Annotated in this window: 11 protein-coding genes; 1 reads left to right on the top strand and 10 read right to left on the bottom strand. The window is 58.2% G+C overall.

All coding sequences use genetic code 11. The features are described from left to right. Positions 1–167: 167 nt before the first annotated feature. The 10 genes from Poly24_RS14010 to trpC form a co-directional block, all read right to left on the bottom strand. Positions 168–812 (bottom strand): response regulator, encoded by a 645-nt coding sequence (locus tag Poly24_RS14010; RefSeq protein WP_145096295.1) that lies wholly within the window; start codon positions 810–812, stop codon positions 168–170. Then, positions 809–2,653: a sensor histidine kinase gene (locus tag Poly24_RS14005; protein WP_145096292.1), complete on the bottom strand. Its 1,845-nt coding sequence runs from the start codon at positions 2,651–2,653 to the stop codon at positions 809–811. Before Poly24_RS14005 ends, Poly24_RS14010 begins: the two co-directional genes overlap by 4 nt. Positions 2,654–2,905: 252 nt before the next feature. Further along, a complete protein-coding gene (locus Poly24_RS14000) occupies positions 2,906–3,796 on the bottom strand; it encodes a transglutaminase family protein (protein ID WP_145096289.1) in 891 nt (296 codons plus the stop codon). Then, positions 3,793–6,372 (bottom strand): circularly permuted type 2 ATP-grasp protein, encoded by a 2,580-nt coding sequence (locus Poly24_RS13995; protein ID WP_145096286.1) that lies wholly within the window; start codon positions 6,370–6,372, stop codon positions 3,793–3,795. Before Poly24_RS13995 ends, Poly24_RS14000 begins: the two co-directional genes overlap by 4 nt. 169 nt (positions 6,373–6,541) lie before the next feature. Beyond that, positions 6,542–7,375: a polyphosphate kinase 2 family protein gene (locus tag Poly24_RS13990; protein ID WP_145096283.1), complete on the bottom strand. Its 834-nt coding sequence runs from the start codon at positions 7,373–7,375 to the stop codon at positions 6,542–6,544. A 14-nt stretch (positions 7,376–7,389) separates the two neighbouring features. Next, complete coding sequence (locus Poly24_RS13985) at positions 7,390–8,634, bottom strand: competence/damage-inducible protein A (RefSeq protein WP_145096280.1); 1,245 nt, start codon at positions 8,632–8,634, stop codon at positions 7,390–7,392. Positions 8,635–8,722: 88 nt separating this feature from the next. After that, a complete protein-coding gene (locus Poly24_RS13980) occupies positions 8,723–10,186 on the bottom strand; it encodes a GntP family permease (protein ID WP_145096277.1) in 1,464 nt (487 codons plus the stop codon). A 474-nt stretch (positions 10,187–10,660) separates the two neighbouring features. Then, the gene (locus tag Poly24_RS13975) at positions 10,661–12,508 is read right to left on the bottom strand and encodes an FAD-dependent oxidoreductase (RefSeq protein ID WP_145096274.1); all 1,848 of its coding nucleotides are present in this window, start codon (positions 12,506–12,508) and stop codon (positions 10,661–10,663) included. Between the two features lie 84 nt (positions 12,509–12,592). After that, positions 12,593–13,480, bottom strand: coding sequence for a sugar phosphate isomerase/epimerase family protein (locus Poly24_RS13970; RefSeq protein ID WP_145096271.1), 888 nt, complete (start codon positions 13,478–13,480; stop codon positions 12,593–12,595). Positions 13,481–13,541: 61 nt separating this feature from the next. Continuing rightward, the gene (gene trpC, locus Poly24_RS13965) at positions 13,542–14,327 is read right to left on the bottom strand and encodes an indole-3-glycerol phosphate synthase TrpC (protein ID WP_145096268.1); all 786 of its coding nucleotides are present in this window, start codon (positions 14,325–14,327) and stop codon (positions 13,542–13,544) included. A 176-nt stretch (positions 14,328–14,503) separates the two neighbouring features. On the opposite strand from trpC, the gene Poly24_RS13960 reads away from it, so the two are divergent. Continuing rightward, on the top strand, positions 14,504–15,910 hold the full coding sequence (locus tag Poly24_RS13960) for a hypothetical protein (RefSeq protein WP_145096265.1): 1,407 nt from the start codon (positions 14,504–14,506) through the stop codon (positions 15,908–15,910). Positions 15,911–15,973 lie beyond the last annotated feature (63 nt).

Genomic DNA, 15,973 nt, shown 5'->3' with positions numbered 1-15,973 from the left:
GATTAAGACTCTGATATATACCCCACAAACCGCCACGTCGTATGAGTAGAATTACTCAAACAACGCTAGAAAATAGGAAACAAATCCAGGCTAGGTAATCTGCATGCCTAGTCGATGCACGTGTACAAATGGCGCAAAACCAAAACGGCTTCCAGGCACGTTCGGCTCTATTTCCCAGCGATTAGCCCATGGCGAATTGCGTATTGAATGAGATCCGAGGTCGAAGAAACTCCTAAGGCACACATGATACGCGCCTTGTGGTTTTCGGCTGTCCGTTTCGATATTTTCAGAACCTCCGCGACCTGTGGTGCAGTGCGTCCTTCAGCAAACAGTTGCAGAACTTCACGTTGTCGCGGAGTCAGTAATGGTTGTTCCATGTGTTTGTTGGTTCGACGCGACGTCGGGATTGGGTCGATACTCTCGGCGATTCTTTGCGTTACAAACGTTTCGCCTGCGATGGCACAGCGGATCGCGGTCAACAATTCTTCGGTGGCCGAATGTTTCAGCACAAAACCGCTCGCCCCCGAACGGACCGCCCGGGCGGCGTAGGTCGCATCGCGATGCATCGTCAGGAAGACAACCTTGGCTTGGCAACCTGCCGCTCGTATGGCGTCGATCGCATCGAGACCATTCAGCAACGGCATCGTGATGTCAGCGACAATCACATCGGGTTGTTCGCGTAGCGCCACTTCGATCAATTCCCTACCATCTTCGACGATCGCGATCAGATCCAAGGCGGGCTCCAGCAGATTCCGCAACCCTTCGGCAACGATCCGGTGATCGTCCGCTAATAGGACACGTGTGCGTTTCATCGGTCGTCGTCCAACAAAGGAATGCTTAGGGTGATCGTGGTCCCGCTACCACGACGCGCCGCGATGGAGAGATCACCGCCAACAATTCGCGCCCGCTCGTGCAGACTCGCCAGACCGAGACCTCCGTTTTTCAACGCTGCGTCGCTGTCGAATCCGACTCCAAAATCGCGGATCTCCAGGTTCACGGTTTCGGGATCGGCGGTCAACACCACATCGATTCGCTGCGTCTCCGCATGCCGCGCCGCGTTCCACAGCGACTCTTGGGCGACTCGATATAAGCACAGGTTGATCGCGTCACTAAAAGGATCGGGCAACATTCCACATCGAAATTCGACGTCGATTTTATCGCGACGGGCCAAACGATCGCACGCGCTGCGGATCGCATCCTCCAAGCCCAGATCTTCCAAGATCGACGGATGGATTTGATACGACATTTGATGGACATCATCCGAAAGTCCGATCAAGTCTTCTTTCATCTGTTTCAACCTCGCACGAGAATCGGCGTTCCCCAAATCTCCAAGCTCCAACTGTCCTATACCGATCGCCGACGCCGCCAATCGTTGGGAAAGGTCGTCGTGGAGTTCCCGCGCGAGCCGCCGTCGTTCGTCTTCTTGTGCAGAAAGTAAACGCCCGGCCAAATTCCTGGCTTCCCCGCGACTTGCAAACAACGATCGCTCCGCCTTGATCCGACGCGATCGATTCACAATCAAGCCCGCGATGATGAGGGTTTGCAGCGACAATAGCCCGATGCCTAATACAATCTGACTCCGGTACAGATCCCAAATCGAAGCTTCGGCGAACCGGATCTTCGAACCCGTTGGCAGCGCGTCGGTATCGATCTTCCAGCGATTCAATTGCCGCGCGTCGAAAACTGATTGCGTTTCGTGAAGTCCGATTAGCGGAATCTCCGCGACGTCTTCGCCCGCGATGATCCGCGACGCAAGCTGTCCTGCGAGTTCGCCATGCCTTTCGATCGACCAGACATGGCCTCCGACAACTCCCGTCCCAATCAAAGTATCGTAGGTGCCAAACACCGGCACCGGGCAATCGGCGCACAACTGCTTGGAAACGTCGACGGTAAACGGATGGTTGCCGTCGCGATCTTCGTCGCAGGTCAACAACAGCGCCACGCCATCACGATCCGCCTGCGCCATAAACTGCTTCATCTCCACGATGGGAAGCCCTTCCACATCGATGATCTCGATCCCGCGCGAAGCTAGCCGATCATCGAGCGCTCGATGCGCCATGCGACGGTAGTGCCGATCGGTTTCTCCAACACCGCCGATCAGATACAGCTTGCGCATTCTGGGAAACAGCCGCTTGGCGTCTTGGACCGTTCTCCAATAATCGATTTCGAATTCCGTTCCCGTCGCCTCGGCGACCTTGCGAATCCGTGCGGCAAGTTCCGCTTTCGCGGTGCAGCAAACCAGCGGCACGTTCGGAAACAACCGCGTTCGCTGCGCCAGCACGAAATCGATCGCCTGCGTGTAAACGGGGATGACGACATCGATTCGCCGGTTCGCATATTTATGCTCCAGCAAATCGACCAACTGGTCGCGAAAGTCGTCGTCGGAGTAGCGATCCAAATCGAGATACTCCACTTCGATTCGGATGTTTTCAAGTCCCGCGCTGGCCAGACCGTTGCGAATTCCGCGATCCCAGTCGACATTCACCGGCATCACGTGCCGGAAGGAATAGAACACAACGACCGAGGGGGTGGCGTCGCTTTGCGTGTCGCCCGCGGCATTACTTGTTCCCACAATGGAAATGAAGCCAGCCGCAACGAGGGTCGCCCAACGTATGCACCGAAAGACGCTGCCGGTGGAATTTCGCGTTTTCATGATTGATCGCGTTCGGAACTCGGGTTAGATGAGCACGCCAGCGAACCAAATCCCGAAGGCTTCAAACGACGGATGTTTGTAGCGTACCCGCATGACGGCTTGTCGGTTTAGTCACAACGAGTTTCCTCGAATTAGCCGTTTGGGCGTTAGCCCCGGTTTAACGGTGCTTGAACCGGGGCTAACGCCCAAACGGCTGATTAAATCGACAGGCCGATGACAGGTTCACGAGCCTGACACGTCCGGCGTCAACTTTCAAACGTCGGGAGAGATCGTCGCTACGTCGACGCTAACATCCATTCGGTTCTTTCCGCCGCCGATGAAAACGCCTTGGATCGGGCACAGGTCGCTGTAATCTTGTCCCCAGCCAATTGTGATGTGATCGGTCGCGGGGATCATGTTATTGGTGGGGTCGTAGTCGACCCAACCGATCTCGTCGCCACAATAAAGCGCTAACCATGCATGCGATTGGTCGTTGCCGATCAACCGCTCTTTCCCGGGCGGTGGCAGCGTTCGCAGGTATCCGCTGACGTAGCGTGCGGCCAAGCCGATCGATCGTAAGCAAGCGATTTGCAAATGGGCAAAGTCTTGGCAGACGCCCGCGCGGTTCTTGAACACCTCGCCAACGGGGGTGCTGACGGTGGTCGCGCGCGGATCGTATTTAAACCCTTCGAAGATCCGCCGCGTCAGGTCGAGTCCCGCTTCGACGATCGGCCGCCCTTTGGTGAAGCTGGCCAACGCGAATTCGCTGTAGGCCGGGTCGCGTGGTACGATTCGTGAAGCAAACGAAAACTGAAAAGCCGAAAGACTCAGCTCATCGCGGCGTTTAGCGATTCCTTGGGCGACATCCTCCCACGGCGGTGAGGCGGTAAAAGCGGGAGGTCGCGGAATGGGCCGGACTTCCACATTGCTGGTCGCGGTGACCGTCAAGCTGCGATGCGGCTCTTGAATGGAAAAGTAGTCGACGCGATTGCCAAAATAATCCTTTTGACATGTCGATGCGAACGCATCGGGTTTGATCAACAAATGGAAATTCGTCACCGTTTGCTGTGGCAGCGAACGAGCGGCTAAATGAATTTTGTTGTGACAAACGCCAACCGGTTGGCTGTAGTTGTATTTGGTTGTGTGGGTGATCCGATACTTCATGGCTTGCTCATCCGCACTTGGTCGATCGACGTCAGCAGCCGCGATGGGCCGGCGTGCACCATGTATTTGTTGGTGATCGCTTGCGACAGTTGAGGCAGATGCAACTCCAGTTTTTCGAACACTTCGATCAGCTGGGTTCGATCGCCTTGGGCGTGCTTTTCACCGATCGCTTCGATGTCCAACATCCGCACCGCATACAACGCGGCCAACAACATTCGCTGCTCGCTGCTGGTCGGTTGCGATTCGGTTCGCGGCAACCGATCGACATGGTCTTTGATCCGTAACAATTGATAGACAACGCTGCGTGGGTTCGTCTCGTCGGTCAGCAACAAGTCGAGTACCGGGACCTCGTTCAGGTTTGACAAGTAGCGGTAGCGGTAGGTCATCAGGCTGTCGCAGACCTGCAGCAACGCTTCGAGCATCTCGCCGGTGATCTCTTGTCCAACCGAGAAGCAGTTGTTCAAGAGCGCCGTCGTCTGCGTCGCCCGCTCAATTCGCAATCCGAGGTCCATGAAGTGGAACGCTTGCGTGCGAGTCATGCTCTCGGACATCATCCCGATAAAAGCGACCAGGTCGACGATCAGCTCGTTCGACATGTTCAATAGATCGGTGAGATCCCAAGTCCCGGTCGCGGGGGCCCGGAACTGTTCGTCGATCCGAACCAAGACCCGCCAACTGTCTGCCGACAGACGATCGCGGACCCGCGAGGCGGTGCTGTAGGTCGCGGCCAGCATCGAACGCAGCGAACCCGATGCCGTGGCGTCAAAGGTCGAAATCGGAAGGTTTTCTTCGATCGCAGGCAACTGTTGGCGAATCCCTTCGACCACAAACCCCGGCTCGATCTGACCTTGATCGGCCATCGTTCGCAGCAGCATCGGCAGTTCCGATCGCAGATGGCTCGCCGATTCACTGGTCAAACGCATCGTGACGGCGCGCAGCAATCGGGCGGCCGAATCGGCCCGTTCCACTTGGCGACCGAGCCAATAGATATCATCGGCCACGCGGCTGGGCAGATCGTCGCCACTACGCCGCAACTTGACCGGTTCATGCCGGCCTTGGAACAAACTATCGTGCTGCGGTGGCTCCTTGCCCTGGATCCAAATATCTTTGCTCCCCTCTCCGGAAACTAAAGACATCTCCAATGAACCCAGTTCACTGGACGTTCGCGCTAGCCCGCCATGCATCACTTCAAACGAATCGCCCGACGCAATCATGTATGCTCGCATCGCGAGATACGACGCCGAGACGTTGCCGCCGGCCCAGTTCGGCATGGTCGATCGAACGACCCGCTCCTGGCCAACAAATTCGGTTGGGCGTGCCTTGATCCGTTCGGCCAATTGGTCGTTAGGCAATTGCTTCAGCTGCTCGGTCACCTGGCGTTCGTGGCCGCGTTGGCGGAAGGCGCGTTTGACCACCAAACGATCGAGGTTGGCGAGCACATACTCGCGGCCGACCGCATCACCACACCACCACGTTGCCACACTGGATAACTTCAGGTCTTCGCCTAACAAGGTCTTGCACAGAGCCCCGATGTAAGCCATGAAAATTGGCGACTCGACCAATCCGCAGCCCAGCGGATTCGTGATCGCGACGTTTCCTGCTGCGGCTGCGTCGACGAGTCCCGCGATGGCACCGGGGGAAGTTGTCGGCAGTTCTAGCGAGTCGCAGTCGATGGTATTGGGACGCCGCAAAATCACGTCGACCGGATACAAACCACCCAGCGTTTTCAACCAGACACAGCGATCGCGGACCGCCAGATCGGCCCCTTCGACAAGCGTGTAACCGAGGTAACGCGAAAGGTAAGCGTCTTCGAAATAGTTTTCACTCGACGGACCTTGGCTCAACAGCACGATCCGCGGATTGTCTTTATGTCGCGTCGCGATCCGGCGGCAGGTTTCCCGCAGGGCGCGAAAGTAGGGCGCAAGACGTTGGACGTTGCAGGCGCGAAAGCCCTCGGGCAACATCCGCGATTCGACCACGCGATTCTCCAATGCGTATCCGGCTCCCGAGGGGGCTTCGGTCCGATCGGCAAGCAACCACCAATCGCCGTCGGGAGCGCGGCCCAGGTCGGCGGCGTAGCTGTGCAGGTACCGCCCCATGCTCGGCTTCAAATTGTGCAGCGTGGTGTAGAAACCAGGATGCGCGAAAATAATCTCTGGCGGCAGCACGCCGTCGCGAATCAGTTTCTTCGGCCCATACAGATCGGCCAGCGTCAATTCCAAAACCTTGGCGCGCTGCTGCAGACCGGCGGAGAGCTTGTCCCATTCGGGCTGGGGGATCAACAACGGCAACGCGTCCAGCTCCCACGGCCGCGGCTTGTCCAATGGATCACCATAAGCGCCGTAGGTGACACCGTTTTCGTGAATCAGTCGCTTGGCCTGCGTCCAGCGACGCAACATCTCCTCATTCCCCACCCGATTGATTGCCGCCGCAAACCGCTTCCAGTGGGATCGCATCTGTTGGGGGGAGGAAAACAGTTCATCGTAACCACCAACGGGGGGCGAATAACCGGCGAAGACGCTGGTCACGGCGGCCGTTTGTGGATCGGGTAACGAACCTTGCTGCTGCGTTTGCATATTCTTCCAGGTTGCCAAGATGCGAAGGTTCGCGTAAGTCTGAGGTCAAACGACTAGGCTACCAAAACCAGCGGTCAGACAACAGCCTGACCGCCCCGTCGCATCGCAGTTGACACGTGGGTAGGCTGCCCTGGATCAAGAAAATGTGTGCTAATCCGCACGGATGCCGCTATTCTTCCCCCTCTGCCATCCCGTACAAGCGGCGTATCTCCGCTAAATCCTCGGTCACGGGGGGCAATTGCGGATTCATCTCTTCGAGCGTTTTGCGAACGATCTGAGAAACCACGGCATTGCGATACCACTTTCGGTCCGCCGGAATCACGAACCACGGCGCGTGCTTGGGGCTACATTGCTCGAATACGGTTTGGTAAGCCTCGCGGTAATCGTCCCAGCGGTCCCGCTCGTGGTAATCTGCGGCGTTCAACTTCCAGTGTTTTTCAGGCAGATCCAACCGTTCCTTAAACCGCTCCAATTGTTCTTCGGGACTGATGTGCAGATAGAACTTCAGGATCCGAGTCCCCGCCGAGCTCAACAGCGATTCAAAAGAATTGATCAGGTCGTACCGTTCCTTCCAAACGCTTTTGGGAACCAAGTCGTGGACGCGGACGATCAACACGTCTTCGTAATGCGAACGGTTGAAGATCGAAACCTGGCCGCGGGCGGGGACGCAAGGATGCACTCGCCACAGAAAATCGTGCGCGAGTTCCAGTTCGGTCGGCTTCTTAAACGAATGGACGCGGCAGCCTTGCGGGTTCATCTTCCCCAAAACGCGACGGATCAAGCCATCCTTGCCCGCCGCGTCGGGCGCTTGCAGCACGATCAACAGCGACTGCTTCCCTTCGACAAACATCCGGTACTGCAGCTGGCGGATCGCTTCGACGTTCTCCGTGGTCAACTGCTCCGCTTCCTCGCGATCCTTGAACGGTTTGTCCTCGCGTGGATGGATATCCTTCAGCTTCACCTTGCTATCGGGTTTGACGCAATATTCGTCATACAAATCCATCGTTCGCCTCGCAGTTAATTCTCGAGAAGTATCTGACGCAAAAAGTTAAGACCCGCCTTGCCGATCCGCGGCGGCAACACATCGGGATGCCCGCCCATGTGGAATGTGATCGAGCGTGGTGTCGACAGTTTTCGACCGGTCACGACCAGCCGAATGTCGGAGCTGGGATTGGTCTTTCCCTCTCCCGGAACGATCGTCGGATAGCCATCGATCGCCAACGCCCAATCGGCATCAAATCGTTCCATCACCTCCGCCGTCCATTGCTCGGGCGAACCGTTCTGCGGCACGCCGAGCACACTTCGCCAGCGATTCGACGCCCGCTGATCGCTCAACGACAAACCGCCGCGATACAGATCGGGGCGTTCGCACGCGCTCAACCAAGTATCGGCCAGCGAATTAAAACCGTGCTCGACACAACAAAGTGTTTCACCACGCCGGTCCAACAGTTCGATAATCGCATCCTGCAGTTCAAAATCGTCCCCTTCGCCAAAGATGAACTCGCCGACGCGTTGCCGCAGGCTTTCGGTGACGCGATCGATCTGCGATTGGCAGTCGGCTTCGTCGCTCCCCTCGGCAAAGATCCTCAGCGAGATCGTCGCCCGATTGACGGTGATTCCCACTTGCGGCGTCTGCTTGCGATCCAATAGATCAGCGATTCGCGACTCCATGTCGCTCTCGCCGACACCAAAGCACTTGACGACATGTTGGCGTACCACTCGCTGCACGCCAAGCAATTCACGCATCCGGATCGCGACGCCAGCGTTCCACATCTGCCGCATCTCCGCCGGCACGCCCGGCAGGCAGAAGACGTGGCAATCGGAGCGACCGGGGCGTTCGACCGTCAGATCGATTCCCGGCGCGGTGCCGTGCGGGTTGTGGATCAATCGACTCCCCTGGGGGAACTCCGCCTGCAAACGGTTCCGCTCGGGCATCTCGCGGCCGACAAAAAACGATTGGATGTGATCAAGTGCTTCCTGGCGGATCTCGATCAGGCGATCGGTCGCCGCAGCGATCGCTTTGCGCGTCAGATCGTCTTGTGTCGGCCCCAGACCACCGGTCATCACGATGTAGTCGGACCTGCCGATCGCAATCCGAAAGACATCGACACAGGCATCGAAGTCGTCGCCGACGCTGCTGTGATAAAGAGTCCGCACGCCCAGGTCGCCGAACTGAGACGCCAGCCACTGGGAATTGGTATCCAACCGGCTGCCGCTGGTGATCTCGTCGCCGATCGCAATCACTTCTGCACAAATGGTCATTCGTCGGGGTGTCCGTAGGTCGCCGCGATGCAGCGATCGTGCCAATGAAAAGGGAACGCCGACACGTCGCCGAGCCGTTCGCGAAGGATCAATGATTCATCGGCAACAACCACGCCCCCAACACGGTGAAGATCAACGCGGAGATCCCCATCGCGATGCTCATCGGAGCCAGCGTCCGCAAGCCTTCGCTTTCGGTCATCCCACTCATCTTGCAGATCACCCAGAACCCGCTGTCGGCCATCCACATGATCGGCTTGGATCCCGCCCCGATCGCCGTTGCCAGATAAACTGGATGGTACGGCAAGATCTCGGGATTGGCAAAGCCCTGCAGCACGCCGGCGGCGGTGATCATCGCAACCGTCGCCGACCCCTGCAGCGTTCGGATCGATGCGGTCACTAAAAAGGCGAGCGGCAACAGCATCAATCCCGGCAGGCTGCCCGTCATCTCCGCGACCGCTTCGGCGATCCCTGCGTAACGCAGCATCGTCCCAAACGCTCCACCGGCACTGGTGATCAAAATAATCACGCCGCCGCTGGCCAACGCCTTGCCGATCAATTGGTTGCGGTCGCTCGCGACGGGAGCCCATCGCAACAGCCCCATCGCCATCGCCGCAGCGATTCCCAACGCCACGTTTTTATCGCTGGCAAGTTTGACAATCCGTCCCAGCGAATCGGTCCAGGCGGGCGCGGCGCCGGAATCGAAGCTACCGAGCCACATGTTCCAAGCCGTCCCGCCGGCGATCAGCAGCACCGGCAAAGCGATCGGCAACAGAGCCAACCCAAACGGCGGCCCCTCGACTTCATCGATCGACGGTGGTCCGCCGGCCGATGTTTCGTCCGCCGGTGTCTCGTCATCGCGCAGCGGAACGTCGACGAAGCGGTTGATCACAGCGGCGGCCGAAAGCGAAAGGACGCTCGAACAGCAGCAGATCGCCAGTCCGCCGACCATCATGTCAAAGATCTCGATGTGCAATTCCGCCGCGACGGCCAGTGGTCCCGGAGTGGGTGGCACCAGCGAATGCGCTAACGATCCACCGGCGAGGATCGCCAGGATGTAGAGCACATAATCTTTGCCCACCTGTCGCCGCAGCGACTTGGCCAACGGGACCATCAGGTAAAAGACGGTGTCGAAAAAAACGGGGATCCCCAGCAAAAACGAACTGCCCGCCAACGCGTACGAGGCGCGGGCTTCCCCTACGATCGCCAGCATTCGGCGGATGATCACCGCCGCAGCGCCGCTGTGCATCAGACAGCTGCCGACGACGCTAGCCAGCGCGATCAGAATTCCAATCTTCCCCGCGTAATCGCCGAACGATTGAGCCAACCGCTGGGCGCCGGTGCTGCTGACAAACGAAGCGGCCTCCTTCTGAGTCCAAGCCTCTTTGGACTTCTCCATCTGAAGATCGGCGTAATCGACCAACGCGGCGTCGGGAGTCAACACGGCGACCAAAAAGCCGGCCATCGCCAACGCCAGGAAGGCATGTAGCCGCAACCACAATATTGAAAGCAAAACGACCGCAACCGCGATCGCAACAATCCACCAGATACTCACAGCCGCCATGACCTTTTAGGATTTTTGGAATCAAAGAGCGAGCAGTATATACCGACGGTCGCCTCTAACGCCATCTTTGTGGACCTGTCGAGCGCCCAAAACAGAGATTGTCAAATAACAAGCAACACCAAACGCTCGATTGGTAGACCCGCAGGTGCTCCTGTTCCAATGCTTCCGGAGCCCGTTCACCTCCTCTGCGAAGCCCCCTTTGCGCCAAATTGCGATTTCGGTGGCAGGCTTCTACAAGCCGCGCCGCTGCGCGTATGGAAGGTATGCAGAATACCCGGAGTGAATACTCATCGAGGCCACGTTCTGGAGAACTTGTCGATCGACAGAGCGAGTGAGTCGCATCCCCGGCATGTTTGTGGAGAGCTTGGAGAACGCGGCTCCTGCTTCAATCGGCGGTGCAGTCCGAAGCCGCATCCTTGCACAGTCGTCAACGTTGGCCGGCGAAGACACCCGTCCGGGCGAGGACTAGCGATCCCGGTGGTTCCAGGCATGGAGGATCCAGTCTCGACGTGATGACTCTTTTGCGGAGCGTTGCCGCGGGAGATCTTGTTCTTTAGCGAGAAGCTTGCTCCATTGCGACCTCACGGCTTCGGAGGTTGGTTGATCCAGTTCCGCGGCGTGACCAGGAAAGGCTGCGTTGTATTGACTGCCAAGCGATTTCGGACGCGGTTGGTCCGTGGGTGCCAATCCGTGCAAGCCACCTCGCGTGCCCCACCACTGCACGGCGGCAAAGTCTTTGGAATCGGGTGGGACATCGGAAACGTAAATCGTCGCGCTGCCATCGGCGTGCAGTCGGCGCTGTAATTGGGGAACGTCGATCGATTGCACCGGTAGGTCTTGCTCGATCGCGATCGCGGAGGCCCAGCCGGCAGCTTGCCCCAACGAGCTCCAGATCGGTTCGAGTCGCAAGGCGCCAAAGCCGAAGTGACTGGCCGAACAAGCGACCGGGACCAACAGGTTCTCGGTGACCGCCGGTACGATCACGCCGTAAGGAATTTGGTACGGCGGAATCTTCTTGTAGAATTCGCCTTCGTGCTTTCCGTCGTAGCGTGATCCCGTTCGTCCGGTGCCATGGCAATTGTGAACGTAATCGCCAATGGCGATGCTGTCGCGATGCAACACCGCACGGGCGTCCCCTTCGGCTTGTTCGGTATCTCGGCCCGTGAATACGTGTTGGCCGACCATCCGCCGCGCCTCGCGAATGTACAACTGAGGTGGGATGCCTTCGGTTTCGGGGAACTCATCGCGGCAAAAGCCCCACCGCCGCGCGTCCTCGCGAATCGCTGCCGGGACCGCCGCGTCGTGTTGCAGAAAATAGAGCAACCCCAGGTTGTAGGCATAATGCGCCGCGACGATCTTCGCTCGCGTTGCCGGATCGCCATCGGGGTAGGCGTCGTTGATGTCGGGCATCGACAATCGAACCGGTGCGTGGGGCGTGTCGTTAATGTCGGCTTTGCCATTGGGCATGCCGGGGGCGTGCGCGCGGAAGATGCCGCTGTGATCCGAGGCAAAAACATGTTCCAACTTGCCGCTTTCAAACGCCTTCAAAACGTCGATGAAGTCGTCTCGGTCGTAGCCTTTCGGCTCAACCGGCTCGCGCATGTTCGTGGTATCGGTCGTCATGATCAATCGCAGGTTGTAACCTTGCACCTGACCATCGGCTTGGCCTTGCGGATTGCCGGCCATCGGTTCGCCATACTGGCTGCGCGATTCGCGACCGATGTGGTAACACTCCCCTGCCGCCGCCAGCAGGTCGCCTTCGTAGCTGGCGTCGATAAAAACGCGGGCATCGACTTGCAGCGTTTGCCCCTGCGGACCGGCGAAGCGGGCTGAAACGATGCGACGCCGACCGCCAACGCTTTCCGTCGTGGCAACTTCTTCCAGGACCAGATGCTTTTGCGTTGCGATCGACGGATATTCCGCCAGCATCTGCTGCAAGATCCGTAGATTGACCGAGGGCTCGCCGTGAGTGCCCCCGAACGCTGCGACGACTTGTTCGGAATCGGCACCGTAGCGAGAACGATAGTCGGCGTCGACGCGTTTCGAAAACTCAAGGAAGAATCCAGTCAACGCTTCAAACGAGCGGAAGTCGGTGTGGGAAAGCCCGCTGGTCAACATCCCGCCGATTCGGTCGGTCGGTTCAACCAACAGGACGCTGCGACCTGCTTTGGCAGCGCTTACCGCGGCGGCGATCCCCGCCGGCGTGCTGCCGTAGACGCACACATCGGTTTGCCGCGCGGCGTCCGATGCAATCGCAAAGGTGCTCCCGAGGGCGATTAAGGCAACGACAAACAAGCGTGTGATGCGAATCATGAGGCTCTCGGTCGGCGGTTGCGGCGCGGTGTTGAAGGGGAGGCGAGATTTCCGCGAACAAAGGGAATTGGAACGGAGGGCGTTCTAGGCGGGCCAGTATTCCGCAATTTTGCGTTTCAGAAAATCGACGCTTCGCGCCAATTGGTCCATCCCGTCGACTCCGTCTTCGATGCTGATCCAGCCATCGAAACCAACGCGGCGAAGTTCGCTGAAGATCGCGTCATAATCGTTCAGGCCCTTGCCGATCTCGCCGTGGGAGAGTCGCTTGGCATAGCCGGTCGCCCCTCCCTCTTCACGTCGCAAATCGTCCAACGTCCCTTCTTTCAAATACCTATCGCTGGCGTGCATCGTGACGACGCGGTGGGAGACTCGCTTCAATAATTCGATCGGATCCTCGCCCGCGAGGTAGGTGTTGCTGGGATCGTAGTTGACACCAAAATTGGGATGTTCGATTCGATCGACCAGCATACAGAAGACGTCCATTTGCTGTGCGAATTCAGGGAACTCCCAGAAGTCGTCTTTGTAATGGTTTTCGATGATCAGCGTGATCCCGCGGTCCTGAGCGTACGGCAGGCAAGCTTCGATCGAATCGGCCGCCAACTGGACACCTTCATCGATCGTGAGTTCGGGCCGCCGCTGACCGCTGAGCACGCGGCAATACGATCCACCGAGCGCTGCGGTCATGTCGATCCATCGCTTCTGTTTAACGATCTCGGCTTGGCGAAAGGAGGCATCGGGATGGGTGAAGTCGGGGGAACAACACATCATCGGGATCACCATGCCGTGCCCTTCAACTTCGTCGCGGAACCGCGCCCAGTTCGCGTCGTCGGCCATTTCCAGAAAACCCGCGTACCACTCCAGCCCCTGAACGTCCAGCTTCGCCGCCAAATCGATCCACTGAGAAACCTTCATCGTGCCATCCTTGCACAACGCTTGCATGAAGGCTTTCGGAAACGCGGCTAGTTTGGGCATGGTCGACTCGGTGGCAGTAGATTCTTAAAAAGCAGTGGCGTTGGTGTGTCTTGTTGTGGGGCTAGGCGGTCCCCAGCAACGAATGAACGGCTTGCCCGATATCCGCTTGCCGCATCAGCGATTCGCCGACCAAGATCGCTTTGACTCCCGCTGCCCCGAGCATCTTCACATCGTCGTGGGTGCGAATCCCACTCTCACCGACCAGCAGGCGGTCGGTTGGAATTTGCGATCGCATCCGAACGGTGTGCTGGAGATCGGTATGGAAGGTGCGAAGGTCGCGGTTGTTGACTCCGACCAATCGACCATCGGTCGCCAGCACGGCAGGTAAATTTTCGGCGTCGTAGAATTCGATCAATGTCTGTAGTCCCAGTTCACCCGCTTGGCGATGGAGCGTGAGTAATTGTTCGGAGCTTAGGCATTCGGCGATCAGCAACACGCAATCGGCACCCGCCGCACGCGCTTCGAGCAATTGGTAGCGGTCGATGATGAAATCTTTACGCAGAAGCGGGATCTCGACGACAGCACGGATCTGTCGAAGGAATTCCAAAGATCCTTGAAAGAAATTTTCGTCCGTCAGGACGCTGATGCAAGCGGCACCGGATTGAGCGTAGGTCTTGGCGATCGCGACCGGATCGAAGTCCTCGCGAATGATCCCGGCCGATGGGCTCGCCTTCTTCACTTCCGCGATCAACCGCACGTCGGGCGTAGCGGATAGGGCAGCGATAAAGTCGCGCGGGGGCGCCGCTTCGGCAGCCAACGCTTCCAGTTTGTCGATCGGTTGAACCAACTTTGCCGCCGCCACCTCTTGTTGCTTCTTGGCGATGATCGTGTCCAGGATGGTGCTCATACGGGCAATTGTCCAAGGTCCAAAGTGAAATTAGGGGCCGGGAAAGCCGCATTCTAAATCAGCCGGTCCAGACAACAAGCGTGCCGGTCTTTCATTTCCGCAAACGTCCACGATAATTACAGTTAGAAGCAAAATGATTGTGTGATCCCCCACAGGCCGAACAAAGCAGCTGGAAAATGAATCTACCCAAACAAAACCTCTCCGAATGGGCTAGCGAGTTCCTGGAAGAACGGCTTTCGCAAGCTGCGGCAACGATTCGTAAACCCGAACTTGCCAATGAGCTGCGAACCAAGATCGGCGACGTTTTAAATATTTTGCCTGGCGCAGCAGCGCGGGAAGTGGAACGATTGCTCGAGATCGCAAAACAACATGCTGCGTCGCTTGCCGAACGCATCCATCCAGAAAATTCGATCAACACCGTCTCGATCAATGCCAGTGGAACTTTGATGCTAGGCGGTTGTGGCGTCCCGGCGTCGGCGGCGGTCCAGCATCCTTTGATGTTCCACGCAACCCACCAAAACCAACTGGCCGGCAAAGCGGTTCATCGGGCGTTGCAGACGGTGGCGATGTCGCTCTCGGGGCAGCACATTCTGGTGGCCGATAGCATGGAGGCGGCGATCGTTGCGGTGGCGAAGGCGGCGCAACCGACCGTCAAGATCTTGGTGCCGCGGTGTCAGGCGATTGAACTGCCTTCAGGGATCAGTTTGCCCGATCTGCTGCGGTCGGCTGGAAGGACGGTGATCGAAGTCGGTTCGGTCGACGGGTGGTCGATCGATAGCGTCCTCGCCGAACTTCGGGACGAAGCTTCCTCGTCGGTCCTCGTCACCGCAGATCGCATCGTCGACGGGGTGGTTGGCGATGCCGCCGCAACGGGACGTACCGGTCAAACGATGCCCGATATCCGGCATTTATTGCACGTGGCGCCTTATGTTGCCCCACGTCCGTTGGACAACCTTGTTCAGCCGGCGTTACCGACCTTAAAACAACGCTGCCATGATGGTGTCCTGATTACCGCCGGGGACGGCTTGCTGGGCGGACCTGCGTTGGGATTGATCCTTGGTGATAACAGCCGCTTGCAACAGATCGCTCAGACCCGTGACTGGTGTTGGTTGCAAGCCGATCTGACAGCTCAGGCGACGATGATCCTCGCGATGCAAACTTGGGTCGATGGGCCCGTGCCGGAGGGATCGATTCTAGCGATGCTGGAAACCACGCACGCCAACCTCGTCGACCGTGGGATCCGGTTGAAAAACCGGTTGGAATTGGCTGGTTACCACGTGACCGTGAACAGCGATCAAGTGTCCGCTCGACTATGGCCGACTGGACGTTGGGCACTCCCCTCGGTCGAATTAGAAATCCGACGCGGTTCGGATGCTTCCGAATCATCGGAGGCGTTCGCCCAGCGTCTGGAAACGTCTCGGCCGCTCTTGTTCTGCAAGACGCTCGGCGATGCGACGGTGGTCGATCTTCGTTGGGTTGCTCCGGCGCTCGATGCAACGCTTGCCAAAGTTATCATCGGAACCAGCGAAACGCCGCCCGCCGATCCGCCTTCTCCAGAACCGGCGTCGTCGGCGACAATCTGACCTGTCGCCGCGTTGGGATTGCTGTTCGCGGATGCAATTGCGATCGAATTCGCAGATAAAGAA

It is taken from the genome of Rosistilla carotiformis (assembly GCF_007753095.1).
Lineage (GTDB): Bacteria > Planctomycetota > Planctomycetia > Pirellulales > Pirellulaceae > Rosistilla > Rosistilla carotiformis.
This window is presented reverse-complemented; position numbering and strand designations above follow the sequence as displayed.